The organism is Streptomyces sp. NBC_00212 (genome assembly GCF_045206365.1).
Lineage (GTDB): Bacteria > Actinomycetota > Actinomycetes > Streptomycetales > Streptomycetaceae > Streptomyces.
On sequence record NZ_CP108115.1, the window covers coordinates 2,468,471 to 2,493,134 of the forward strand.

Annotated in this window: 18 protein-coding genes; 8 read left to right on the forward strand and 10 right to left on the reverse strand. The window is 72.2% G+C overall.

The annotated features are described in order from the left end of the window. Positions 1–6: 6 nt before the first annotated feature. The 4 genes from OHA17_RS11115 to eccB form a co-directional block, all read right to left on the reverse strand. Positions 7–1,794: a hypothetical protein gene (locus OHA17_RS11115; RefSeq protein ID WP_406506260.1), complete on the reverse strand. Its 1,788-nt coding sequence runs from the start codon at positions 1,792–1,794 to the stop codon at positions 7–9. 2 nt (positions 1,795–1,796) lie between these two features. Further along, the gene (locus tag OHA17_RS11120) at positions 1,797–2,225 is read right to left on the reverse strand and encodes a hypothetical protein (protein ID WP_406506262.1); all 429 of its coding nucleotides are present in this window, start codon (positions 2,223–2,225) and stop codon (positions 1,797–1,799) included. Between the two features lie 345 nt (positions 2,226–2,570). Then, positions 2,571–3,812: a type VII secretion-associated serine protease mycosin gene (gene mycP, locus OHA17_RS11125; protein ID WP_406506264.1), complete on the reverse strand. Its 1,242-nt coding sequence runs from the start codon at positions 3,810–3,812 to the stop codon at positions 2,571–2,573. Between the two features lie 14 nt (positions 3,813–3,826). After that, positions 3,827–5,353, reverse strand: coding sequence for a type VII secretion protein EccB (eccB, locus tag OHA17_RS11130; RefSeq protein ID WP_406506266.1), 1,527 nt, complete (start codon positions 5,351–5,353; stop codon positions 3,827–3,829). Positions 5,354–5,536: 183 nt separating this feature from the next. Here eccB and eccE point away from each other — a divergent pair, with 183 nt between their 5' ends. The 8 genes from eccE to OHA17_RS11170 all read left to right on the forward strand — a co-directional run bounded on the left by eccE (position 5,537) and on the right by OHA17_RS11170 (position 17,345). Then, positions 5,537–6,898 carry a type VII secretion protein EccE gene (gene eccE, locus OHA17_RS11135; protein WP_406506268.1) on the forward strand — a complete coding sequence of 454 codons (1,362 nt, stop codon included), beginning with the start codon at positions 5,537–5,539 and terminating at the stop codon, positions 6,896–6,898. Continuing rightward, positions 6,898–7,626: a hypothetical protein gene (locus tag OHA17_RS11140; RefSeq protein WP_406506269.1), complete on the forward strand. Its 729-nt coding sequence runs from the start codon at positions 6,898–6,900 to the stop codon at positions 7,624–7,626. The genes eccE and OHA17_RS11140 overlap by 1 nt, the downstream gene beginning before the upstream one ends. Positions 7,627–7,986: 360 nt before the next feature. Further along, positions 7,987–11,313 carry an SCO5717 family growth-regulating ATPase gene (locus OHA17_RS11145; RefSeq protein ID WP_406506271.1) on the forward strand — a complete coding sequence of 1,109 codons (3,327 nt, stop codon included), beginning with the start codon at positions 7,987–7,989 and terminating at the stop codon, positions 11,311–11,313. A 219-nt stretch (positions 11,314–11,532) separates the two neighbouring features. After that, entirely contained in the window at positions 11,533–13,380 is a 1,848-nt protein-coding gene (locus tag OHA17_RS11150; protein WP_406506273.1) for an ABC transporter substrate-binding protein, read from the forward strand. Positions 13,381–13,383: 3 nt separating this feature from the next. Then, positions 13,384–14,451 carry an ABC transporter permease gene (locus OHA17_RS11155; RefSeq protein WP_406506275.1) on the forward strand — a complete coding sequence of 356 codons (1,068 nt, stop codon included), beginning with the start codon at positions 13,384–13,386 and terminating at the stop codon, positions 14,449–14,451. A 31-nt stretch (positions 14,452–14,482) separates the two neighbouring features. After that, the gene (locus OHA17_RS11160) at positions 14,483–15,391 is read left to right on the forward strand and encodes an ABC transporter permease (protein WP_053728958.1); all 909 of its coding nucleotides are present in this window, start codon (positions 14,483–14,485) and stop codon (positions 15,389–15,391) included. Then, on the forward strand, positions 15,388–16,356 hold the full coding sequence (locus OHA17_RS11165) for an ABC transporter ATP-binding protein (protein ID WP_406506277.1): 969 nt from the start codon (positions 15,388–15,390) through the stop codon (positions 16,354–16,356). Before OHA17_RS11160 ends, OHA17_RS11165 begins: the two co-directional genes overlap by 4 nt. Then, the gene (locus OHA17_RS11170) at positions 16,353–17,345 is read left to right on the forward strand and encodes an oligopeptide/dipeptide ABC transporter ATP-binding protein (protein WP_406506279.1); all 993 of its coding nucleotides are present in this window, start codon (positions 16,353–16,355) and stop codon (positions 17,343–17,345) included. The genes OHA17_RS11165 and OHA17_RS11170 overlap by 4 nt, the downstream gene beginning before the upstream one ends. On the opposite strand, the gene OHA17_RS11175 is transcribed toward OHA17_RS11170, so the two are convergent. From OHA17_RS11175 to OHA17_RS11200, 6 genes are all read right to left on the reverse strand, one after another. Further along, complete coding sequence (locus OHA17_RS11175) at positions 17,332–17,769, reverse strand: hypothetical protein (protein ID WP_406506282.1); 438 nt, start codon at positions 17,767–17,769, stop codon at positions 17,332–17,334. The genes OHA17_RS11170 and OHA17_RS11175 overlap by 14 nt on opposite strands. Positions 17,770–17,824: 55 nt before the next feature. After that, the gene (locus OHA17_RS11180) at positions 17,825–19,150 is read right to left on the reverse strand and encodes a WXG100 family type VII secretion target (RefSeq protein ID WP_406506284.1); all 1,326 of its coding nucleotides are present in this window, start codon (positions 19,148–19,150) and stop codon (positions 17,825–17,827) included. Next, the gene (locus OHA17_RS11185; protein WP_386159670.1) at positions 19,147–19,449 is read right to left on the reverse strand and encodes a DUF6317 family protein; all 303 of its coding nucleotides are present in this window, start codon (positions 19,447–19,449) and stop codon (positions 19,147–19,149) included. Before OHA17_RS11185 ends, OHA17_RS11180 begins: the two co-directional genes overlap by 4 nt. Continuing rightward, positions 19,446–19,841 carry an SAV_915 family protein gene (locus OHA17_RS11190; RefSeq protein WP_398878199.1) on the reverse strand — a complete coding sequence of 132 codons (396 nt, stop codon included), beginning with the start codon at positions 19,839–19,841 and terminating at the stop codon, positions 19,446–19,448. The genes OHA17_RS11185 and OHA17_RS11190 overlap by 4 nt, the downstream gene beginning before the upstream one ends. 184 nt (positions 19,842–20,025) lie before the next feature. After that, positions 20,026–20,985 carry a bifunctional riboflavin kinase/FAD synthetase gene (locus tag OHA17_RS11195; RefSeq protein ID WP_406506286.1) on the reverse strand — a complete coding sequence of 320 codons (960 nt, stop codon included), beginning with the start codon at positions 20,983–20,985 and terminating at the stop codon, positions 20,026–20,028. Positions 20,986–21,029: 44 nt separating this feature from the next. Continuing rightward, positions 21,030–24,602 carry a trypsin-like peptidase domain-containing protein gene (locus OHA17_RS11200; protein ID WP_406506288.1) on the reverse strand — a complete coding sequence of 1,191 codons (3,573 nt, stop codon included), beginning with the start codon at positions 24,600–24,602 and terminating at the stop codon, positions 21,030–21,032. Positions 24,603–24,664 lie beyond the last annotated feature (62 nt).

Genomic DNA, 24,664 nt, shown 5'->3' on the forward strand with positions numbered 1-24,664 from the left:
CTCCGGCTACGCATCCCGGTCATCGGGCTGGGCTCGCCTCGGCTCATTCCTGCCTTCATACCTTCGTACGTCCTCGCCTGCGCCTAGTTGATCACCGGTGGTACATGGCCCTTGCCTGGTCGACAAAGAAGGCTCTTCGTCCTCGGTCAGACAACCTTGGGGCTGATCAGACTCCTCTTGACCGGGTGGCTGACTCCCGCCGTTTCCTGATCCCCTCACAAGTCCAGTGCCACCACGGCTGAACCCATTACGGCTCGCGCGGGCACCTGCCGTTTTCCCTTGTGGCTTACCGGTCACGCCATCGGCATTACTCAGAGAACATGCCCCGTTTGCAGAGGGTGGGCTGGCAGCCCCCACAACGCCACGCTGAGACGAACGCCCGGCAGGCTTGGAGGAACCCTGCGTTCCTTCGCCCCCGACGACAGTTCCCTTCGCGACTCGCGAAGTGGGGGCAGCCGAAGGTGATGCATTGGGGCGTCCCCCAACGATGCCGCCGCCGCGTCCCGCTGCCATGGGGCCAGCCGATCCGACGCGTGGAGAACCCGCACCACCGATCCGAGGGCTTCCACCTGAAATTCCACGTCCCATCGGCACCTGGCCCGTCGAGGAAGCACCGCCCCTGGCGACCCCCTGCTCTGCGGCCCCAGTACGGCCCATCGGTCCCGATACTTCTCGTGCTGTGGTGCCAGCCGGGCCACTGCCGGATTGCGCGGGCGACCGGAAACCACCACTCATCGGCTCAGCAGCCCTCATCGAACCACCAGCGATTCGGGGCGCAAACTGTCCGATGGGCGGCAGGAAACCGTTACCACCAGCGGGAGTTGGGCTGACAGGCGTCGTCTGGGTCGCCACCACTGGGCTTGTCGTCGGCGGGGGCGGCGTGATGACACTGCTGAGTTCAGTGCCCACGGGCTGCTCGGTCGGAAGATTTGCCGAGGGAACTGTCGCGTCTGCCGAATGCGCCGACTGACCAGTGATGTCGGAACGGGCCTGCACCGTAGTGCTCTCGTCCGAGTGACGGACTGTTACCGGTGCATTTACCGAACGGCGGGCGTTCGTACCCGTCTGGATCGGTTCCCGCGGCTCGATCCCGTAGCCAGGCAGCGGCTGAGGCACCCCCACCTTAGGCATGGCCTCAAATACAGGCGGCTGCTGTGCGGCCAGGGTTTGTTCCGAGACCGAGTAGAAGGACGACAGGCGGTTCATCTGGTTGATCGCCTCTTGGCGGTCCTTCTCCACCGCCACCGCAGCTTCGTACTCCGCGTTCCCCGCGATCCTCTTCGTCGGCGGAATGTCGGCGACCTTCACCGGCTCGGCGCGGTGGTCACGCTTGGGCATGGCCTTGCTCACCGAGGCCAGGCCCGAACCGGCCGCGCTGATCTGGACGGCCGCTACGTCGGCAAAGTCCGCCAACTTGTGTGTGTTGCCCACAAGTTTGTCGCCCCACGTCCGGAAGGCGTCACCCGACTCGCCCTCCCAGTGGACCACGTGGATGTTTGCCTTCAGCTCCGTCGCCGCATCTCTGATCGCGTCCCGGGCGTTGAAAAGAGCATGTCCGGAAGTGGTGAGGTGCTCCGGGTTCGCGTTCTCGACCAGGTCGATCATGTCGTTGAGCTGGTGGCCCTCGAAATCGGTCTTCCCGAAGAGGCGGACCGGCCCCCCGAAGGGGAACATGCCCGACAGCACTTCCCCCGCGGTGGTGGTCATGTCGGTGAAGCCCACCTGCTGGCCCACCCGCTGCGTGTCCGTCAGCGGCGCGGGAGGCGGGGACGGCTGAGGCTTCTTGTCGGTCATCGCTACCACCCCGTCCCGGAGGACTTGTCGTCGGTGCGCTGCGGCTTCGGCTTGCCGTCCTTCTCGCGCTGCGCCTGCTCGGCGTCGTAGTCGGTGGCGGACTGGATCGCCCAGAACCGCTGCCGCATCTCCTCATCGAGGTTGTCGAACCCGACATCCGCCCCGTGCGCGGCGATCCCCATCGCCTCGATCTGGTGGGCGAGCGACTTCGACAGCGACGTCAGGCGTTCGTGTACGCGGTGGTACTGGGTGAAGAGGCCGTCCGCCTCGGGGAACGCGGCGGTTCCGGCGCTGAAGGACGCGCGGGCGATCTGCTGGTCACCGATCTTCGTGGGGCTGCCGTGCGAGCCCTCGAACTGGGTGAGCACCGCGTCCACCTTCTTCTTGAAGGTCGTCAGCGCCTCCAGGCCCTTCTCGAGGTCACCGCTCATCGCCGCCGCCTTTACCCATGCAGGCAGGACGCCCCATGACGCCCCTCCCCGTAAACCAATTGCCGTTCACCCGCGTTGCGATCCGGCGTGCCGAATTGTTCGCTTGCCGCCCTCTTGACACCGCTTATCGCACCGCAGTCACTCTAGCCAACACCAGTCGCCTGCCCAACGGACTATCGGCGGGGCCGAGTTGTCCCGGCCACCTCGACACTACGAGGGCTCACCTCAGGCCACATGAGTACGTCTACTCAGTTCTGCTCAACCCTCATCAGCATCTGTCACCTTCTGGCACAGAGAGAACAGATCTAGAACGCTCTTGACGCGTTCTGCACGAAGCCCTCGCATTCATTCCGCTCCGGACACCCGCCGGCGTCGCCGCCGTGCGTCCCGGATCGCCACCGCCGTCCCGCTCAGGACCGCCGCCACAACCGCCACCCCCACCGCCACGTAGGTGGCCAGGCGTTGTGTGCGCTGTTCGTCCGTTTCGCCGAGGTGGAGGGCCGCGGGGGTAGGAGCCTTGGCCGGGGTGACGCCCTCGTGGGCCACCGGGGTCTCGATCGGGTGGTCGTCCTCCGTGAGGGCGCGGACCGGGTCGATCACGCCCCAGCCGACCAGGCGGTCATGGCCGGACACCGAGCGTTCCGCGGTCTGTTCGATCTGGGCGACGACCTCGCGCTGGGTCCACTTGGGGTGCTTGGCCTTGATGAGGGCGGCCACGCCCGCGACGTACGGGGCCGAGAAGCTCGTGCCGTTGTCGGCACAGTGGCCGCCGCCGGGCACCGTGGAGACCATGTCGACGCCGGGCGCGGCCACGCCCACGAACTCGCCGGACTGCGAGAACGCCGCGCGCTCGTTGTTGCGGTCCGAGGCCGCGACCGCGAGGACGCCGGGGTACGAAGCCGGGTACGTCTGTTTGACGTTGCCGCCCAGGCCGTCGTTGCCGGCCGAGGCGACCACCACGATCCCGTGGTCGAGGGCCGTGTCCACCGCCTGCTTCAGGGTGGGCGCCGGTTCGACCGCGTTCGCCGTGTCCTGGGAGATGTTGATGACATCGGCGCCCGCGCTGATCGCATAGCGGATGGCGTCCGCCAGGGTCTGCGCGGTGCCGTGCCCGTCCGCGTCGTTCTGCTCGATGGGAATGATCGTGGCGTCGGGGGCGAGGCCCACGAAGCCCGTTCCCTTGGCGGGGCGGGCCGCGATGATCCCGGCGACCTTCGTGCCGTGGCCGACGGTGTCCGTCGTGCCGTTCTCCGCGCCGCGCGGCAGCGGCTGGCCGTTGGGGTCCTTGAGATCCTTCTGGAGCAGGTTCTTGCCCTTGGACGCGTCCACCGCACCCTTGAGCTGGGCGTTCTTGATGTCGACGCCCGTGTCGATCACGGCGACCTTCACGCCCCTGCCGGTCGACTGGCGCCACAGCTCGTCCAGGAGCACGCGCTGGAGCGCCCAGGGGCGGCCCGCGTACGGCTTGGACGGGAAGGTGCACTGGTCGCTGCCCCCGTCGTCGGCCGGGACCGCGGCCGCCGGAGTCGCGAGCACCGTGAGGGTCGCCGCGGCCGACAGGGCCAGCGCCTTGAGTGCGTACGCCATGGTGGTGCCGCCTCTCAGGAGCCCTGGGGCTGGCGGGCCGCCCCCGTGGACAGGCGGGGTCCGGTCGGCAGGAACGAGGACCAGCTGATCGGGATCGGGGCGGGCTCGGACTTGGCGTAGCCGAGCCGGGTCTGGGCCTGCTGGGCCTCCTGGTCCGCCTGCTTGCGCTGATCGGCGGTCAGGCCCGTGGCCGAATCCCCGTCGGCACTGTCGCTGTTGGACTGCATGGCGTAGCGCAGCCCCGTGTCGGTGACCAGGAAGACGCCGCCCGCCTTGGTTTCGGAGCCCTGGATCTGGCGGAAGAGCTGGCCCGAGCCGGGCGTCACGTACGCGCTGCTCGAACCGGTGGGCAGCGGCGCCGGGAAGTCGGTGCCGGCCCACGTGCTCATGGTGGTCTCGCCGTTGTCCTTGTTGACGTCGCGCAGCACATTGCACACGGTGTTGCGGCTGCCGCTGCTGGTGCCCGCGTCGTTGACGGCCACCGGCATCTGACGCGGCCAGTTCTTCTTGGCCTCGAACTCGGTGGCCTCGGGCGTGAACGCGGCCGCGTTGGTCTCCGTCGCCTGACCGGTCTTCATGAGCCCCCGCAGATCGCGGCTGTTGAGGAGTAGCTTCGCGGTGAAGTCGGAGACCGGCGAGACCTTGCCCTGCTGGACCAGGTAGTACTGGGTGCCCGCGCCGTTGGGTGCCTTGAGGACCATGCCGATCCGGTTCGCCTCGGGAGCCAGGCCGCCGGCCACCCCCGCCGCGTTGCCGATCTTCCCTTCGATCTTGGGGAACGCGACCGGATCACCCGAACGAAGGGTCTCCAGCCACTCCTTGGACACCCGCTCGGGCTCACGGCCGGCGCCGACCAGGGCACGCAGCAGCAGTTCGTCGGTGCCGACCTGGTACTTGGTGCCCTGCGCGTCCACGACGTAACGGGTCTTGTTGTCGGGCCCCACGACGTACATCAGCTCGCCGCCGGTCAGCCGCGCGGAGCCGTCCGTGCGGCTCTTGTCGCGGTCGGCGAAGACGAACGCGGCCTTCTGGATGGCGCGGCCGCCGTCGCCCGGACGCTCGCACACCGCCCAGCGCTTGGCGGACCCGGCCTCCTCGGGGGAGGGCAGCCGGTCGGGCGCGTACGGGATGCCGAGGGTCGCGCCGTGCGGCAGCGAGCCCTTGTCCAGGACGGACTCGTCCACGTTGACGACCTGGCCCTTGTCCGGGTCGAGCAGGAGCTTCGCGGACGCCATGTTGAGGACCGGGTGCAGCTCCTTCTTGCCGTCGGTCGTCAGCACGACGTAGCGGGTCGTGGACTTGCTGGCGATGATCACCTTCTCGCCCGGGGTGTCCCAGCCGGGCGGCGCGGTGGGTTTGAACATCCCCCACGCCCCGAACGCGGCGAGCAGCACCACCGCCACGATGCCGCCCGGAAGCACGGCGCGCAGCGGCCTGGGCGCCCCCTCTTCCGAGCCCGTCGGCGAGGGCTGGATGAACGACGCGAGCGTGCGACGCTTCGCGAAGGTGTACGCGTTGAGCTCGTCCCGCCGTGATGCCATGAGTGTCCGTGTTTCTCCGTTGTCCCCGTGCGGAGCCCCAGGGAGCCCGTCCCCCGCCCGTCGTTGTCAGACCGGCCCCCTACTATGCCTGTTACGTGATCGTACGCCCGGGCCGGGTAGGGTGGACGGGTCCTCAAGGGCCCTACTGGCCAGGGGTTTTCGAGGAGTTCGGGGGGTTCGGGGATGGTTTCGTCGACTGGGACGCGGTCGCGCTCCCGTGACCGGTCCGGCGCGCCGAGCGGCGCGGGCTCCCGTCCCGGAGTGCGTGCGGAGCCGCCCACTCCGGTCCGCCGGGCGGCGGCACCCGTGGCCGTCGGGCCGGTGACGCCCCACCTCAAGTCCCGTTCTGGACGCTTTGGTTCGTTTCGTCTGCAACAGCTAATCCTGATCGAGTCGGCCGCCGCGCTGCTGCTCGCCGCGTGGGTCGTCGACACGATGGCGCTGGTGCCGGCGGGCGTCGTCGCGGTGGCCCTCGTGCTGCTCGCGGTGGTACGCCGCCGGGGGCGCTCGCTGCCCGAATGGCTGGGCACCGCCTGGGCGCTGCGGGCGCGGCTGAAGCGTGCGAGCGACGCCGTTGTGCCGCCGGGCACACTGCCGGGCCTGGCCCCGGCCGTGGAGTGCGATCCCACGCTGCGCACGTACAGCCACGGCGACCGGGACCAGCGGCCGATCGGGATGATCGGCGACGGCGGCTTCCTCACCGTCGTCCTCCAGGTGGAGTCGGACGCGACGGCGCTGCGGGCCGAGCGGGGCCAACGCCCGCTCCCCATAGGGCTGGTGCGGGACGCCCTTGAGGTCGACGACATCCGTCTCGAATCCGCGCAGATCCTGCTGCACACCCAGCCCGCGCCCGCGCTGCGGCTGCCCCAGCAGTCGGTGGCCGTCGCCAACTACGCGCCGCTGCACGCCCGGACCTCCTCGCCCGCGGTCCGCATCACCTGGATCGCGCTGAAGCTGAACCCGGAGCTGTGCCCGGAGGCGGTGGCCGCGCGCGGCGGCGGCATGGAGGGCGCCCGGAAGTGCGCGGCGCGCACCGCGCTGCACCTGGCGAGCCGGCTGACCGGGGCGGGCCTGAACACCACGGTCCTGACCGAGGAGGAGCTCGCGGACGCCGTGGCCACCTCGGCCTGCGCCAACCCGCTGGTGACGGCTCAGGCCGGCCGCACGGAGACGCCGCAGCGGCGCACCGAGGAGTCGAGCCGCTCCTGGCGCTGCGACAACCGCCGCCACACCACGTACTGGGTGCGGCGCTGGCCGAGGATCGACGCGGGTTCCGGGACCGGCGGGCTGCCGCAGCTCGTGGCGCTCCTCACGGCGATTCCGGCGCTCGCGACGACCTTCAGCCTCACCATCGCCCGGGCCGGCGCCCAGGAGAGCAGCATCAGCGGCCACCTCCGGGTGACGGGCCGCAGTGAGGCCGAACTGGCCACGTCCCGCCAGGCGTTGGAGCGCTCCGCGCGCGAGGCGAAGGCCCAGATCGTGCCGCTGGACCACGAGCAGCTGCCCGGCATGCTCGCCACTCTGCCGTTCGGAGGCGCCCGCTGATGGCCACGACGACTTCGGGACCGCGCCGCGAGCCGCGCACCGGCTTCGGCCTCGTCGGCCCCCGCCACCGCCGTCACACGCTGCCCGCCGAGCAGTTGGACACGCTGGCACTGCCCATCGGGGACGACGGGGTGGTCGTCGGGGTGGACGCCGGGGGCGGGCCCGCGGTGCTCGGAGTGAGCAGGCCGACCGCGTACGACATCGTGCTCATCGGCGGGCTGTGGACGGCGCAGGTGCTCGCGCTGCGGGCGGCCGCGACGGGCATACGGGTCGCGGTGGAGACCGGGCGGCCGCAGGCCTGGGCGCAGCTGGTGCACGCGATCGCCAGCCAGAGCGGCATGACCGTGCACGACGTGGGCCGGGTGCCGCCGCTCGGCGCCTCGGCCGGTGAACCGGTGCTCGTGGTGCGGGACTGCGGGATGCGTCCGCCACGCGGCCGGGTGGTGTCGGCGCCCTGGCAGGCGGTGCTCACCCTGCTCCCCTATGTCAGCCCGGTCGCACCGCGGCTGATCCGGCAGGCGCGGCTGGTGGGCGTGCAGCGGGTCTCGCCGGACGAGGCCGCGCAGATAGGCCGCATCATGAGCCTGCCGCGGACGGAACAGGACGGGCTCTCGACGCTCGCCGACGGAGTCACGCTCTGGTGCAACGAGCGCGACCGCTCCTTCGCCATGACTCAGGCGACCGACACCGAGACCGGATTGTTGGGGAACGCCCGACGCGTCGACTGAACAACGGGGCAGCGGCGAAAGTTGACCTGATCTGACCGTTTCGCCCCGCACACTCCGCCCCCGGCCGGTCACTTCGACGTCACTCGCGAGGCGAGGGTGACGAAAGGGACAGGCGATCGGGGCGACCGGGCCTGCCCCGGCGGTATTGACGACGATTAGGGTGGGACGGACCGGGGGCAGGGACTCCACGGCGAGGTTGCGTCGTCCGTACGTTGCGGATGCCGCGGCGCTCGCGGCGGACAGGGGCGGGCGACCGCGCACGACTGCGCGCCCACCGCACAGGGGCCGCCCCACCCCGGCCCGTACATGCCAATGAACCCCACGGCCTACACCCGGTCACAGGCGAACGAAAGGAAACCGGTGAACAGCGACCAGGACCAGTTCCGCACCGGCGGGAACGCGCGCGACGAGAATCGGTCCGACGCCGATCCCGAGACCACGGGTGAGTTCACCATCGACTACACCCCGCCCGCCTGGTACACCCAGGGCGCGCAGGACACCCCGGCCGCCCCCGCTCCGACCTCGCCCCCGGCTCCGGCCCCTGAGCAGAGCGGCGGCACGGGGGTTCCGCTGCCGCCGCCCCCGCCGCCGCACAGCCAGCCCCTCAACGTGCCCGGGCTGCCGCAAGCCGGGGGGTTCCAGCCGAACTGGAGCCCCACGCCGCCGCCCCCGGGCCCGGCCCCGACGCCGGCACCCAGCGCGTCACCCACTCCCCCGCCCGCCTTCCCGGCGCCCGCACCCCCGACGCCCGCGCCCGAGGCCCATCGCCCCATCGACGAGGGCCAGGCCTTCGGAGGCGGTGACATCGAGAGCGGCGCGACGATGCGCTTCTCTCCCTCCGCGCTGAAGCGGGAGTTCGAGCAGCTCGAAGCGGCGGCGGCCGCCACGCGCGGCGAACCCGCGGCGGCGCCGACGGCTTCGGTGCCGGACGCGGAGCCGACTTCCGTGCCGGATACGGCTTCTGACGAACAGTCAGCCTCACTCCCGGACAGCGGCACCATCACGTCGCCCTCGGCCACGTCCTCCTCCGCCGAGGGCTCCGGGGCCGAGGCGGCCGACGCCGCGGCCGGTCCGCGCGCCGACGCGGAAGCCCCTGAGGCCCCCGATGCCCCTGACAACTCGGAGGCCTCCGACTCCGGGGACTGGGCGGCCTCGACCGACTCCGGCGAGCCCGGCGAATCCGTTGACGACTCCGCCGACGCCTCCAGCAAGCCCTTCGGCGATACGTCCATGGCGTCGGCCGGCACGGAAGAAGCGCCCGGGGCTCCCGAGGCCTCCTCCGGCGAGGCGGACAGCTCCCCGTCCGAGGATGACGCCTCGACCGGCGCACCCGCGCCGTTCGATGCCGCGCCCACCGACGCCGTCCCTGCGGACACCACCCCTTCCGACGCCGCCCCCGTCACGGACTCGGCTTCCGGCAGCGCGACCCCCGAGCCCGCCCAGCCCGGACCCGCACCGGTCGCGAACCCCGCGCCCGTCGCGGACGCCGCGCCGATGGCGGACGCCGTACCCGTCGCCGACGCCGTACCGTCGGACGCCTTCACGCCCGAGCCCCAGGACGCACCCCCCGCCGACCAGCCCTGGGCCGCGTCCGCCGGTGCGCAGCCCGGGTTGCCTCCGCTGCCGCCCGCGTTCCAGCCCGCCGCGCCCACTGCCGCACCCCAGTGGCCGGTTCAAGCGCAGCCGATGCCGGGCCCGTTCCCGGATCCGGCCGCCCAGGCCGGCCCGGCACCCGCGTGGCCTCAGCAGCCACAGCCGCCCCAGCCGCAGAACGGCTACGGCTTCCCCCAGCAGGGTCAGCAGCCCCCGCAGGTCCCCAACTCCTCCGCGCCGCAAGGCAGTTACGGCTTCCCGCAGCAGGGAGCCGCCCCGAGCGCCCCCGCCCAACAGGGCGGTTACGGCTTCCCCCACCCGGCAGCCAACGCCCCGGCCGCGCCGAACCCGCCCGCCCCGCAGGCTCAGCCCGCACCCTTCGGCACCCCCAACTCCCCTGCACGGCAAGGCAGTTACGGCTTCCCGCACCCCGCCGCCAACCCCCCGGCCGCGCCGCAGGCCCAGCCGCAGCCCCTGCCGAACGCTGCCCAAGGCGGCTTCCCCCAGCAGGTGCAGCAGGGTCAGCCCGGCCCGCAGGGCCAGCCCGTACCCCCCGCCGACCCCCGGGCCGGCGCCGCCTGGCCCTCGCCCGTGACGCACGACCAGCGGGAGCGGTCGAACCCGGGCGCTCCGCTCGGGTACACGGCCGCCGTCGAGCTCTCCTCCGACCGGCTCCTTCGCAACAACAAGCCGAAGGCGAAGAGCAGCCGGGGCCCGGCCGTCGGGGCCTCGCGCTTCAAGCCCGGGGCCAAGAAGGAAGAGGCCGCGCGGCAGCACAAGCTCAACCTCATCCGCACCCCGGTCCTGTCCTGCTACCGGATCGCGGTCATCTCCCTCAAGGGCGGCGTCGGCAAGACGACCACGACGACCGCGCTCGGCGCGACCCTGGCCACCGAGCGGCAGGACAAGATCCTGGCGATCGACGCCAACCCGGACGCCGGCACGCTCGGCCGCCGGGTGCGCCGCGAGACCGGGGCCACCATCCGCGACCTGGTCCAGGCGATCCCGTACCTCAACTCGTACATGGACATCCGCCGCTTCACCTCGCAGGCGCCGTCCGGTCTCGAAATCATCGCGAACGACGTCGACCCGGCCGTGTCCACGGCGTTCAACGACGAGGACTACCGGCGCGCGATCGACGTCCTGGGCAAGCAGTACCCGATCATCCTCACCGACTCGGGTACGGGTCTGCTGTACTCCGCGATGCGCGGCGTGCTCGACCTCGCCGACCAGTTGATCATCATCTCGACGCCGTCCGTGGACGGTGCGTCCAGCGCCTCGACCACGCTCGACTGGCTCTCGGCGCACGGCTACGCCGACCTGGTGCAGCGCTCCATCACCGTCATCTCCGGTGTTCGCGAGACCGGCAAGATGATCAAGGTGGACGACATCGTGCAGCACTTCCAGACCCGCTGCCGCGGGGTGGTCGTGGTGCCGTTCGACGAGCACCTGGCGGCGGGTGCCGAGGTGGACCTCGACATGATGCGGCCCAAGACCCGGGAGGCGTACTTCAACCTCTCGGCGATGGTGGCCGAGGACTTCGTACGCGCCCAGCAGCAGCAAGGGCTGTGGACGGGGGACGGTCTCAACCCGCCGCCCGTCCAGGCCCCGCCGATGCCGGGTCAGCAGGGCGCCCCCGGCCAGCCGTTCCCCGGCCAGGCCCAGCCCGGTCAGCCCTACCCCGGCCAGCCGCAACCGGGAGCGCAGCCGTACCCGGGCCAGCCCTACCCGGCCCAGGGCCAGCCCGCCCCGGGGCAGCCCTTCCCGAACCAGGCGCAGCCGCAACCCGGCCAGCCGTTCCCGAACCAGGCGCAGCCCAACCCCGGTCAGCCGCAACCCGGTCAGCCCTATCCGGGTCAGCCGTACGGAGCCCAGCCGGGCCAGCTCCCTCCGGCCCAGCCCGGTCAGCCGTACCCCGGCGGTGCCCCGCAGCCGTCCACCTCGTGGCAGCTCCAGCCGCCGCAGCCGTTGCCCCCGGCAGGTGAGGGCGCCCCGGGGCAGCCGGAGTCGCAGGGGCCCGTGCCCCCGGCCGGATGGCCCGGGCAGGACGGTGGCGGACACGCTCCGCAGCCGCCGTCAGCCCCTCAGCAGTAAGGCGTCAGAGGACTGGACCAATGAGGGCCCGCACCGTTCGAACGGTGCGGGCCCTCTGGCGTTTTCGCAGACCAAATGGCCTGCGATGCGCCGTTGACACGTCTAGACCACCGCTGGTAAACCTGCGCCCACACCGGCCGCCACCTCCTGTTCGAACGACGCCCAACCTGCGATCAACCCTGCTTTTCCGTGCGAGTGATGACGCGAGGTCACCGTCCCATGGCAAGAACAGTTCCATCGCGCAAGACCCTGCGACCGTGGCGGCCCGGCCGCCCGCCGGCCATAGGGGCCGCCGCCCTGGCGCTGACGGTCTCGGCCGTACTCCCCGCCCAGGGCGCGGCGGCCGACGACGCCAAGGGCGGCGAGAAGGTCCTCACCGTCGCCGTCTCCCAGAGCGTCGACTCGCTGAGCCCCTTCCTCGCCCAGCGGCTGATCAGCACCAGCGTGCACCGCCTGATGTACGAGTACCTGACGGACTACGACGCCAAGGACGGCCACGCGATCGCGGGCCTGGCGACCGCCTGGAAGACCTCGCCGGACAAGCTGACGTGGACGTACACGATCCGCAAGGATTCGAAGTGGTCGGACGGACAGCAGGTCACCGCGGCCGACGCGGCCTGGACGTTCAACAAGATGATGACCGACAAGGGCGCGGCGACCGCCAACGGCAGCTTCGTCTCGAACTTCAAGAAGGTCACCGCCCCCGACCCGGCGACGCTCGTCGTCGAACTCAAGCAGCCCCAGGCGACGATGACGGCTCTGGACGTCCCGATCGTGCCCCAGCACGTGTGGGCGAAGGTCGGCGACTTCACCAAGTTCAACAACGATCAGCAGTTCCCCGTCGTCGGCGACGGGCCGTTCGTCCTGACCGACTACAAGGTCGACCAGTACATCAAGCTGAAGCCGAACAAGAGCTTCTGGCGGGGTGCGCCCAAGTTCGACGAGCTGGTCTTCAAGTACTACAAGGACAATGACGCGGCGGTCGCGGCGCTACGCAAGGGCGAGGTGTCCTTCGTCTCCAACTTGACGCCCGCGCAAGCAAGTTCACTGAATTCCGCGCCCGGCATCAAGGTCAACGACGCCCCCGGGCGGCGCTTCTTCGCGCTCGCCACCAACCCCGGCGCGCAGTCCAAGGACGGCCAGAAGTTCGGCGACGGCAATCCGGCGGTGCTCGACCCGAAGGTGCGCCGGGCGCTGTTCGCGGCCGTCGACCGCAAGACGCTCGTCGACAAGGTCTTCCAGGGCCACGCCGTCGAGGGCGAGGGCTACATCCCGCCCCGGTTCGCCGACTACTTCTGGAAGCCGGCCCCGGACCAGAAGGTCGCGTACGACCCGGCGAAGGCGGCCTCGCTGCTCGACGAGGCGGGCTACCGGACGGGGGCCGACGGGAAACGGCTCGGCAAGGACGGCAAGCCGCTCGACCTGCGGCTGCTGTGCCACGCCATCGACCCCAACGACAAGGCGGTCAGCAAGTACCTCCAGGAGTGGTGGGGCAAGCTCGGCATCGGCCTGAAGGTGGACTGCGTCGACAACGTCACCGACCCGTGGACGGCCGGCGAGTACGACCTGGCCCTGGACGGCTACTCGGTCAGCCCCGACCCGAACTACGTCCTGTCCATCCACACCTGCGCCGCACTGCCCGCGACCCCCAAGGCGACCGGACCGACGGACAACTTCGTCTGCGACAAGCAGTTCGACGAGCTGTACGCGAAGCAGTTGGCCGAGTACGACACCGCCAAGCGGGCGGACCTGGTCAAGCAGATGGAGTCGCGGCTGTACGACACCGGGTACATCAACGTCATGGCGTACCCCAACGCGGTCGAGGCGTACCGCACCGACCAGATCGAGTCGATCATGACGATGCCCGAGGCCGCGGGCAACATCTACGGCCAGGACGGCTACTGGAGCTGGTGGTCGGCCGTCCCCGCGGCCGGGTCGGCCGCCAAGTCGGACGGCGGCTCCTCGGCGGTCGTCGTCCTCGGCATCGTCGCGGGCGTGATCGTGCTCGCCGGGATCGGTGCCTTCCTCGTGCTGCGCCGCCGCGCCGGCGCCGACGACCGCGAGTAGGCCGTGACGACAGCGAGTCCGGCCGACACCCCCGCGGTGGTCGCCGAGGCGCGCGCCGAACCCCGCGGCCGCCGTTTCGCGGCCGCGGGCCCGGTGCTCACCTATCTGCGCTACGTGGGCGGCAAGCTGGCGGGGGCGGTGGTCTCCCTGTTCGCCGTCCTCGTCACCAGCTTCTTCCTGTTCCGGATCATCCCCGGCGACCCGGTCCGCACCATGACCCACGGCCGCCAGGTCTCCGCCGATCAACTCGCCGCGCTGCGCAGCCAGTTCGGGCTCGACCTGCCGATGTGGCAGCAGTTCACGGACTACTGCGGCAAGGCGCTGACCGGGGACCTGGGCACCTCGTACCAGTTCCACGCGCCGGTCGGCTCGCTCATCGCCGAGAAGCTCCCGGCGACGCTGCTCCTGACCGGGACGGCCGTCGTCATCTACTCGGCGCTCGGCATCTGGCTCGGCACCCGCTCGGCCTGGCGCCGCGGCGGGCTCGGCGACCGGTTCAACACGGGTCTCGCCCTCACCCTGTGGTCGGTGCCCTCGTTCTGGCTGGGGCTGCTGCTCATCATCACGTTCTCGGTGGGCGCGGGCCCGATCCCGGGCCTGTTCCCGACCGGCGGCATGGAGTCGGGCGACACGACGGGCCTCGGGTACGTCCTGGACGTGGCGCACCACATGGTGCTGCCGGTGCTCACCCTCGTCGCGGTGCAGTACGCGCAGACCCTGCTCGTCATGCGGTCCTCGCTGATCGACGAGATGGGCGGCGACTATCTGACGACGGCCCGCGCGAAGGGCCTGCGCGACGACGCGGTGCGCCGCCACCACGCGGTGCCTAACGCGCTGCTGCCCACGGTCACGATGCTGTTCATCAACCTGGGCCATGTGGCCGCCGGTTCGATCCTGGTCGAGACGGTGTTCTCGTGGCCGGGCCTGGGCGGACTCTTCTACCAGGCGCTGAGCGTGCCCGACCTCCCGCTGGTGCAGGGCCTGTTCGTGGTCTTCGCCGGCGCGATGATCCTGATGAACCTGCTTGCCGACCTGCTCTATCCGCTGCTCGATCCCAGGGTGGGCCGATGACGACGACCGCGTACGAGAACGGGGCGGCCCGATGACCACGACCACCGCCCCCGACAAGGCGGGCTCGCTCGCCTGGGCCCGCCGGCGCGACTCCCTTGCCCGCTTCTGGCGCTCCTACCGCACGCACCGGGCCGGCCTGTACGGGCTCGCGGGCCTGGCCGTCATCGCGCTGATCGCGCTCACCGCGCCGCTCACCGTCGGCGAGGACGTCCAGAGCGTGACCAGCGCGCCGGGCACGGCCCTGGAGTCGCCGAGCGGCCAATTCCCGCTCGGCACCGACCAGTTCGGGCGCTCGCTGCTCGGCCTGCTGATCTGGGGCGCCCGGATCTCGCTCGCCGTCGGGCTGCTCGCGGCCGCGCTGAGCGTGGCGATCGGCACCCTGGTCGGGATCCTGGCCGGGCACTACGGCGGCTGGCTTTCGACCGTCCTGATGCGGATCACCGACTGGTTCCTGGTGATGCCGACGCTGGTGCTCGCGATCGTCCTCGCCACCGTCATGTCGCACAGCCTCTGGACGGTGATCCTGGCGATCGGCGTAACGTCCTGGCCGACGACGGCGCGGCTTGTGCGGGCGCAGACCATCGCGGTCGAGTCGCGCCCGTACATCGAGCGGGCCCGCGCGCTCGGCGGCGGCCACGGCCACATCATGTCCCGGCACGTGCTGCCGAACGTGATGCCGCTGGTCCTCGCGCAGACCACCCTGGGCATCTCCAACGCCATCCTGACCGAGGCCACGCTCGCGTTCCTGGGCCTCGGCGATCCGACGGTGGTGTCCTGGGGAGGCATGCTGCAGGACGCCCGCGAGGCGGGCGCGGTCTCCTCCGGGCACTGGTGGTACCTGGCCCCGCCCGGCGTCGCGATCGCCCTCGTCGCGCTCTCCTTCACGCTCTGCGGCCGCGCCGTCGAGGCGGTACTGAACCCGAAGCTGGGGGCCCGATGAGCCTGCTGGAGATCAGGGACCTGTACGTCACGTACGGGACCGGGGCGGCGGCCGTGCGCGGGGTCGACCTGACCGTCGCACCCGGCCAGAAGCTCGGCATCGCGGGCGAGTCGGGCTGCGGGAAGTCGACCCTGGCCATGGCCCTGCTGAGGCTGCTGCCCGCCTCGGCCGAGCTGACGGGATCGGTGCTGCTCGACGGCGAGGACGTCCTCACCATGAAGTGGGGGCGGCTGCGGGCGGTGCGCTGGGCGGGCGCGTCCATCGTGTTCCAGGGCGCGATGCACTCGCTGAACGCCGTGCACCGCATCGGCGACCAGATCGCCGAGCCGATCCTGCTGCACGGCCTCGCCACCCCGGCCGGGGCCCGCACCCGCGTCGGCGAACTCCTCGAACAGGTCGGCCTGCCCGCCTCCCGCGCGGACGACCACCCGCACGAACTGTCCGGCGGCCAGCGCCAGCGCGTCATGATCGCGATGGCCCTGGCCTGCGCCCCCGACCTGATCGTCGCGGACGAGCCGACGACCGCCCTCGACGTGATGATCCAGGCCCAGATCCTGCGCCTGATCGAGCGGCTCGTCGCCGACCAGGGCATCAGCCTGCTGATGATCAGCCACGATCTGGCGGTCCTCGCCGACACCTGCGACCGGCTCGCGGTGATGTACGCGGGCCGCATCGTCGAGGAGGGTCCGGCCCGCGAGGTCTACGCGGCGGCCCGGCACCCGTACGGCCAGGCGCTGTCCGCCGCCTTCCCCCGCATCGGCGACCCCTCCTCGCGCCGGGCGCCCCGGGGCCTGCCGGGCGATCCGCCCGACCCGTCCGCGCTGCCGGCGGGCTGCACCTTCCATCCGCGCTGCCCGGTCGCGATCGGCGTCTGCGCGTCGGACGACCAGCCGCTGCGCGACGCGGGCCCGGACCACCGGGCTGCCTGTGTGCACGCCGGGACCCTGTCGAGGAGCACCGCATGACCACCACCACGGCCCCCCTCCTCAGCGCCACCGGCCTGCGCGTCACCTTTCCCGGGCGGCGCGGCGCCCCGCCCGCCCACGCGGTCGACGGCGTCGAACTCACCGTCGGCGCGGGCGAGATCGTCGCCCTGGTCGGCGAGTCGGGCTGCGGCAAGACGACACTCGCCCGCACCCTGCTCGGCCTGGTCGCCCCGACCGGGGGCACGGTCGCCTTCGACGGCAGCCCGCTCGACCACCACGCGCGCGCCCTCAAGGCGTACCGCAAGCGCGTCCAGCTGGTCCTCCAGGACCCGAGCGGCTCGCTCAACCCCCGGCACACGGTGTACGACGCGGTCGCCGAGGGCCTGCGCATCCACGGATCCCCGGACGACGAGCGGGAGTTGGTGGCCCGGGCGCTGTCCCGGGCGGGTCTGCGCCCGCCCGAGCGGTTCTTCCTGCGCTACCCGCACGAGCTGTCGGGCGGCCAGCGCCAGCGCGTGGTGATCGCGGGCGCGCTCGTCCTGGACCCCGAACTGATCGTCGCCGACGAGCCGGTGGCCTCCCTGGACGCCTCGGTGCGCGGCGAGATCCTGGCGCTGCTGCTGCGCCTGCGGGACGAGCTGGGCCTGTCCGCCCTCGTCGTGACCCACGACCTCGGGCTCGCCTGGAACATCGCGGACCGGGTGGCGGTGATGTACCTGGGCCGCATCGTGGAGACGGGCCCCGTCGAGGACGTCCTGACGAACCCTCAACATCCGTACACCCAGGCCCTGTTGTCGGTCCTTCCGGAGTCCCCCGGCGACCCGGTGGTCCTCACGGGCGAGCCCCCGGACCCGTCCCGCATCCCGCCCGGCTGCCGCTTCCACGCCCGCTGCCAGGTGCTCGCCTCCGGCGAGGCGGACCGGGCGGGCGTGGCCGACCGCTGCCGCACCGAGGACCTCCCGGTCCTGGCAGGCGGCACGGCGGCGCAGGTGGCCTGCCACTGGGCCGCGGCGGTCAGGTCCGGTTGAGGGCTTTGCGGGCGCCTGCTTCGGAGGGGAGCTCGCGTACGAGGAGGGTTCCGAAGGTCGAGCCGATCCACCACGCGACGCACGGCGGGAAGAACGGGGCGAAGAACAGCAGCGCCCCGCCCCGCTTGCCGAAGTCCGGGTTCGCGCTGCCTCGCCCGCGCCGCGCCTGGCGGTGCCGGATCCAGGCCTGCTCGGGCGTGGGCGGATCGGCGAGCTTGGCCCGGATGGTCCGCCGCCCCCAGATCCAGCCGCGGACGAACCCGACGAGGCTCAGCACTCCCATGGTCACGTCGGCGGCCCGGTGCCAGCCGGTCGGCAGGCCGGACTCGATGCCCTGCCAGATCGCCACCGAGAGCCACCCGAACAGGGCGCCGAAGCCCAGCAGGACCACTCCTTGCCGGATACGCCGGAGCCAGTAGCCCACGCCACGCCGGTACCAGGAGGTACCCAGGAGAGGGAGCTTCGCGGGGCCCGCGCTGTCAGAAGAGGCTCGTGAAGCCATGCCACGCTTTCTTTGCTCCGTCGCTGACATCGCCGCCCAGTCGCGTGAGATCGCCCCAGGTGTTGACGCCGACGTTCTTCGTGCCCTGCCAGACCCCGCCGACCACCCCATGGTCATGGATGTCCTCGCTCCAGTGCTCGTGGAAGCTCTCGTCGAGCAGGTCGGTCGCCCCGATGACGACGAAGCCGCCGACCCCGGCGACCACGGCCACCGGCACGGTGACCTCCGAGGACGCGACGAGCGCGACGCCGACCGCCGTCGCCCCCGCGCCCGCCGCGAGCCCGCCGAGAGCCGCCCCTCCGTCGACCACCACGGAGTGCGTCCACGACCACCCCTTGTCGTGGTCGTCCTTGGCTTCGAGGAGCCCGCAGACACTGGCTGCGGCCACGTCCACTACAGGGATCTCCTTCAGGAACTCCGGAAGGCTCTCCAGGCCCTTGCCCACCCGCAGCGTGTCCGCCACGTCCGCGATCTTGGTGTTGAGGACGTGGTCATAGGGGAGCTTGGAACTGCCCGCCTCGCCACGGGCGATGTCCGTCTCCAGGCTGTCGAGCTTGCTCAGCGCGTCCTTGTACGCGACGCGGGCCTCCGCGTCCTTGGGAAGCGTCTTGCCATCCCTCTGCCACGCCTTGCGCTCGGCGCGCAGATCCTTCTTCGCATCGTCGGCCTGCTTCTTCGCGTCGTCGAGCGCGTCGGCGGCGTCGTGCCCCTTGACCCGGGTCCGCTCGGAGTCGTAGGCGTACAGGCCGCGCAGATAGTCCGCCACGGTGATCTTGTCACCGGGCGAGACCGCCGCGCTGGTGTCGTCCGCGTACAGCTTCTGCAGGGCCTCCGCCGCGTCCAGGCGGGCCTGCTGGGCGGTGTGCAGGATCTCGTTGCGTACGGTGCAGTAGTCGCCGAGGGCGTTGAGGGCCTTCTTCTCGGCGTCGCTCTGGTTGTCGGTGCTGGTCATCAACTCGCCCGGTACGCCCATGGGTTTCATCGGCACCCCGGCCCGCACGGCGACGTCCTCGGCGTTCTGCAGCGCGGCCTCCGCCTTGCCCAGGTGGTCGGCGAGGTCGGTGAGGATCTGGCCCGCCGCGAAGACCAGCTCGGCGAATCCGCCCGCCGTCATCGCGTCCTCGGTCCACTTCGCCCGGAACGACTCCGCCGACTCGCCCTGCCAGCCGGTGTCCTTCGCGAGCGCGTCGACGCTGGTGCTCAGTGGCTTGACGATGGATTCGAGGTCGGTCTTGGCCTTCTTGTAGGCCTCCCCCATGGTGCGAAGGCCGCCGATGTCGCCGCCGACCCAGCTGTCCGTCATGTGCGGTCCTTCATCAGGTCGTCGAACAGGCCGTGTACGTCGATGTCGTGGCGTGCCATCGAGTCGTGCGCGTACTTCAGCTTGTCGCTGCGGTCGTCCAGGCGGTCCGACAGCTTGTCGTGCAGGCCCGCGATGAGGTCGGCCACCGCCTTGATCGCCGCGTCGCACCCGGCGTCCCCGGAGCCGACGATCGCCGGCTTCACGTTCTGGTGCATCTTGCGGTAGTCGTCGGCCTCCTTGTGGAAGGTGCCCGCCATCGCGTTCAGGTCCGCCAGGACCAGCTTCAGGTCCACGCTCATCGAGTGCCCTCCTCGCCGCCGTACGCCCGCTCCAGGTCCTCGGCCCGCCATCTGCGGCCGCCGGGGTCGACGACCGGGTCGAGCCGCACCTTGGGCAGCTTGGCCTGCCGCATCGCCTCGGCGAACGGGCCGAGCGAGACCGCGACCCAGGGCTGGGCCGGGCCGAGCGCCTCGACGAGTCCGCGCAGGCTGGTGAAGGCGACCGGGACGGGTGGTCCCGAGGGGCCCTTGAAGAGTTCGTAGTCGACGTGCGGCGCGGCCGCGCCGCCGGGATAGCGCGGATGGGCCGGGATGAACACCGGGGTGTGGTACGGCGGTACGCCTTGCTGCGCGCCCTGCGCCGGCACGTCGCCGACCAGGCCGAGGAGGCGGGACACGGGCTGCTCGCCCACGCGTTTCCCCCTTGCGGGATATGGCTGAATCGCGGTTCAACCTACGCGCAGCGCAGTGGCCCCTGTACGCCAAAAACCGCCCATAACCCGTCCTCGATACGCAGTCGATGCAAGGACTTGGACGGTTTCAGGCCGCTGCTTGACCAGTACTTGACCGGATCAAGTGACGCCGGACGAAAGGGGGTTAGTCCCGCCCGGCCTCGTACGCCTCGATCAGCTCGGTGGACCGCTTCACGTCGTTGCCGATCGCTTCGAGCAGGTCCTCGATGGAGTCGAACTTGGCCATGCCCCGCACATAGGCGAGGAAGTCGACGGCGACGTGCAGCCCGTACAGGTCGAGCCCGACCCGGTCGATGGCGTACGCCTCGACCGTCCGCTCAGTACCGTCGAACTGCGGGTTGGTGCCGACCGAGATCGCCGCGGGCATCCGCTCGCCGTCGGCCGTCAGCCACCCCGCGTACACGCCGTCGGCGGGGATCGCGGTGTGCGGCAGCGTCTCGACGTTCGCGGTCGGGTAGCCGAGCTCGCGGCCGCGCTGGGCGCCGCGCACGACGACGCCCTCGACGCGGTGCGGGCGGCCGAGGATCTCGGCGGCGCCCTCGATGTCGCCCTCGGTGACCAGGCGGCGGGTCAGCGTGGAGGAGAACGGCTCGCCGCCGCCCGCCTCGCCGCGCACCCGCAGGTCGATGACCTCGACCTCGTAGTCGTAGGTGCGGCCGAGCTCGGCCAGGACCTCGACGTTGCCCGCGGCCTTGTGGCCGAAGCGGAAGTTCGGGCCTTCGACGACGAGCTTGGCGTGCAGCTTGTCGACCAGGACCTTCACCACGAAGTCGGCGGCCGAGAGCTTCGAGAACTCGCTGGTGAAGGGGAGGATGAGGACCGCGTCCACGCCGAGGTGCGCCATCAGTTCGGCGCGCCGGTGGTGCGGGGCGAGCAACGGCGGGTGGCTGCCGGGGCGCACGACCTCGCTGGGGTGCGGGTCGAAGGTGACGACGACGGACGGCACGCCGAGCTCACGGGCGCGCTCCACGGCCCGGCCGATGATCAGCTGGTGTCCGCGGTGCACCCCGTCGTAGGAGCCGATGGTGACGACGCCGCGTCCCCAGTCCTGGGGAATGTCCTCCAAGCCACGCCAGCGCTGCACTGTGACCGCTCCTCGAACCCGTGTACGTCGTTGACCCTTACGCGTTATGCAGGTCTAAGACTGCCATGCCCGGCCGCCCGGGATCGCATCGGCATGGGAGAGCCCAGCGTCTCCACCGCCCGGCGGGCGCTCGGGCCGACCAGCGCGGCCCACTCCTGCGGCGCCTGCACCAGCCATCCGGCGACCTGCGCGGCGAAGCCGGGGACCTCCTGGCACAGCTCGACGAGCCGCCGGTCGAAACAGGCCGCGCCCTCGGGCGTACGGACGAAGAGGAGCCCGGTGCGGTGCACGAGGTCGCGGGTGCGCGCCTCGGCCCGCTCGGCCGAACCGGTCGCCGCGGCGCCGAGCAGCGCATCGACGACGGCCAGGTCACGGGATTCGTACCGCTCGAATTCGAGGAGCACGTCGAGCAGCTCGGAGCGCAGCGGGCGCGAGGACCGGGTGCCGGGGGCGGCGAGCACGGGGGCGAGCGCGCGGCGGACGGGGTGGTCGCTGCCGCGCAGCAGGCTGGTGACCATGGGGAAGAGCACCGCGCGGGCGGCGGGGCCGTATTCGAGGCGCCGGTCCACGAAGTCCGCCGCGTGCTCGGCCGCCTCGGGGTGGCGCTCGACGTGGTCCTGGACGAGGGCGGCGGCGCGGCGGGCGAGGGCCGGGGTATTGATCTCCGCGAGCGCGTCGAGGACGTCGGCGGCCCCGGCGCCGCTCCGGTGCAGCCGCGCCTGGAAGGCGGCGAGGACGGGCTCGGGGTGGGTGGTGAGCGCGGCGGCGAGCGCGGACGCGGGGAACCTGGCGTCCCCGGCGGTGTACACGGCGAGGGCCTCGTCGAGGTAGCGCCCGCGGGTGCGCGGGTCGCGGACCAGGAGGGCGAGGGCGGCGCCGTGCAACGCGGTGTCCGCCGGGCGCGCGAGCAGGGCGAGGGCCGCGTAGCGCAGCAGCTCGCGGTCGGCGGCGGTACGGATGCCGAGGGCGACGCGCGGCCCGTAGGTGGCGGCCGCGGCGCGCCGCTCCGGCCGGTCGTCGTGGGCCCAGCGGTCCACGGCCCGGCAGAGCGCGGACGGCTCGTCCTCGGCGAGCTGGGTGAGGAGTTCGTCGGCGCGGACGTGGACGGTCGCCACGAGCGCCTCGGTGAGGTCGTCCACGGCCAGCGCCCGCCGCGCGTAGAGCAGGGCCTGCGCCGCCCGCGCGACGGTGGGCCGCACCTCGGTCCCGGGCGCCACGGGCAGCGGCCGCTCGTCGGTGAACCAGCGGCAGAGCAGCGGCTGCACGGTGCGCGGTTCGACGGCGAGCCGCCCGTCGACCGCGTCGAGGTAGCGCTCCCAGCCGGGCGAGGCCCCCGGCACCCCGTCGGCGGGCACCAGACGGCGCAGCAGTTCGAGCCTGCGGTCGTCGCTGAGCCGCAGCCGCATCCAGAACCAGGGCCCGAACTCCCCGAGCGCGCCCAGGTTCGCGGGTCCCCCTTCCCGGACGGACCGGCGGCTGATCCGGTCCGCGAGCAGGCGCAGTACTTCTTGGTAGGGGCGTACGTCCGGAACGCGCAGCAGCGTCTCGGTGAGGAGGCGGACCGCCCACCACTGGGCGTCCGCGAACCGGGCGTGTCCTGCACCGGCTGCCGGGGTGCGGTCCAGGGCGTCCACCAACCCCTTGAGTTTCAGGGCGAGTTGGGTGGAACCCTGCTGGCTGCCGAGCAGCAGCATGGCCTCCAGGACGGGCCCGATGCGGTGCCGGGGCACCGGCAGGGAGCGCCCGGCGGTGGCGGGTCCCGAGCCCGGCGGTGGCGGTACGTGGCCGCCCGGCACGACGCTGAGGGAGGGGCGCGAGGGGAGCCGTACGACGGTCTGCGGGTCGCTCTCGTCGTACCAGCGGTGCACGAGCGCGTACAGCGCCGCGTCCAGGTCGAGGTGGGCGGCCTGCACCCAGTCGGCGAGTTCCTCGTGCGCGAAGCGGTAGCCGGACCCGGCCGGCACGAGCAGCCCCTCGGTGAGCACCGCGGAGGCCGACCCCGTACGCCACGGGAAGATCTCCTCGAACGACTCCCGGTCCAGCTCGCCCTGGCCGGGCCCGAGACAGCGCCGGGCCGCCTCGTGCACCTGACCGGCGACGCGCGCCGCGAGTCTGCGCACCGCGCTGCCGCGCACCGGCGGGCGGGCCGAGGCGGCGACGCGTACCGCGATCCGCAGGCACATCAGGTCCAGGTGCGCGGAGAAGACCTCCTCGCGGTCCGGCCTTCCCTCGACCTCGCCGGGCAGGGCCGCCCGCACCTCGGCGAGCAGCCGCAGCGTGAGCGGATGGCGGGCGTCGCGCTCGGCGAGCGCACCCTCGGGGATGCCGTAGCGCTCGCGGGCCCGCGCGGCCTCCTCGCGCCCGAGGTCGCCGATGCGCACGGCGTCCGGAAGCCGGGGCAGCGGGGCCGGGTGGAGGGCGCCGTCGGGGTAGTGCGCCCCGGCCTGCTCCCAGTGTTCGGGCCGGCAGGCGACGACCATGCGCACCCCGGCCGCCCCGAGCCAGTCCACGGTCCCGGCGGTCCATTCGGCCAGCCGGTGGGCGAGCACGGGCGGCATCTCCTCCGGCCCGTCGAGCAGGACGAGCAGCGGGCGCCCGGCCTCGCGGGCCAGCCGTGCCACCCGGTCGGGGGTGGCCGGGTCCTGGCAGCCGGGCGGGGAGGCGGCCACGATCCGGGCCGCCTGGGCCAGCGCGCGGGCGACCGCGTCGGCCACCGAGGCGTCGTCGGGCCGCAGGTCGGCGCCGCGCAGCCACAGCGTGGGCGCGGGCTCGGCGCCGTGCGCCCGGCGGCCGGCGAACGCGGCGAGTTCGGTGGTGCGCCCGGTCCCGGGGTCTCCGACGAGCCCCAGCACGAGGGCCTCGCCCGTGGCGAAGGCCCCGAACTCCTTGCGGGTGCACGGCCGTTCAACAGGGTCCTGCCAGGCGCTGGGCCCGCCGACGGAGCCGACGGAGATCGCGGTGAGCTGGAGCGCCCCGGCCAGGTTCAGGTCGCGGCCGTAGGCGGGCACGGTGGCGGCGTTGCGCCGCAGCAGCTCGGCGAGCGGCCCGTGCCCGGCGCGCAGCGGCACCGCGAACCCGGAGGCCTGGTGGGCGGCGTGCAGCGCGGTCCCGACCACGCCGAGGACGGCCCCGGTCACGGTGTCGACGACGGGTCCGCCGCTGGCCTCACCGCCGAGCCGCATGGCCTCGCTGCCGGCCGTCCCGATCGCCAACTCCAGTACGCCGCCCAGGAGATGGAAGCGGTCGGTGGCGGTGTACGTGACGGGAGAGGTGCCGAGGACCCGCGCCTCGCGCCAACCGTGGGCGGCGACCCGCACATAGGTGCCCGTACGGATGTCGGCCCGCGCGGAGATGGGCAGCGGGCGTACCCCGAGCCCGTCGGTGCGCACCAGGGCGAGGTCGGCCTCGGGCAGAAAAGTGAGGTCGTCGGCCTCGGCCAGCCAGGTGCGCTCGCCGGGTGCGTGCAGCACCACTCTGGTCAGCCCGTCGACGGCTTCGTGACTGGTGACGACGGTCCCCCGGTCGTCCGCGACGAACCCCGTCCCCCGGGTCCGCCCGGCCAGATCACAGATCCGTACGAGCGTCTCCCCGCCCTCTCCCCCAGCCCCGCGTCCCATGTCCGAAACGGTAGTTCTGGGGTGATCCGCCCGAGAAGAATGTCGGGGGAAAGCGCCCCCCT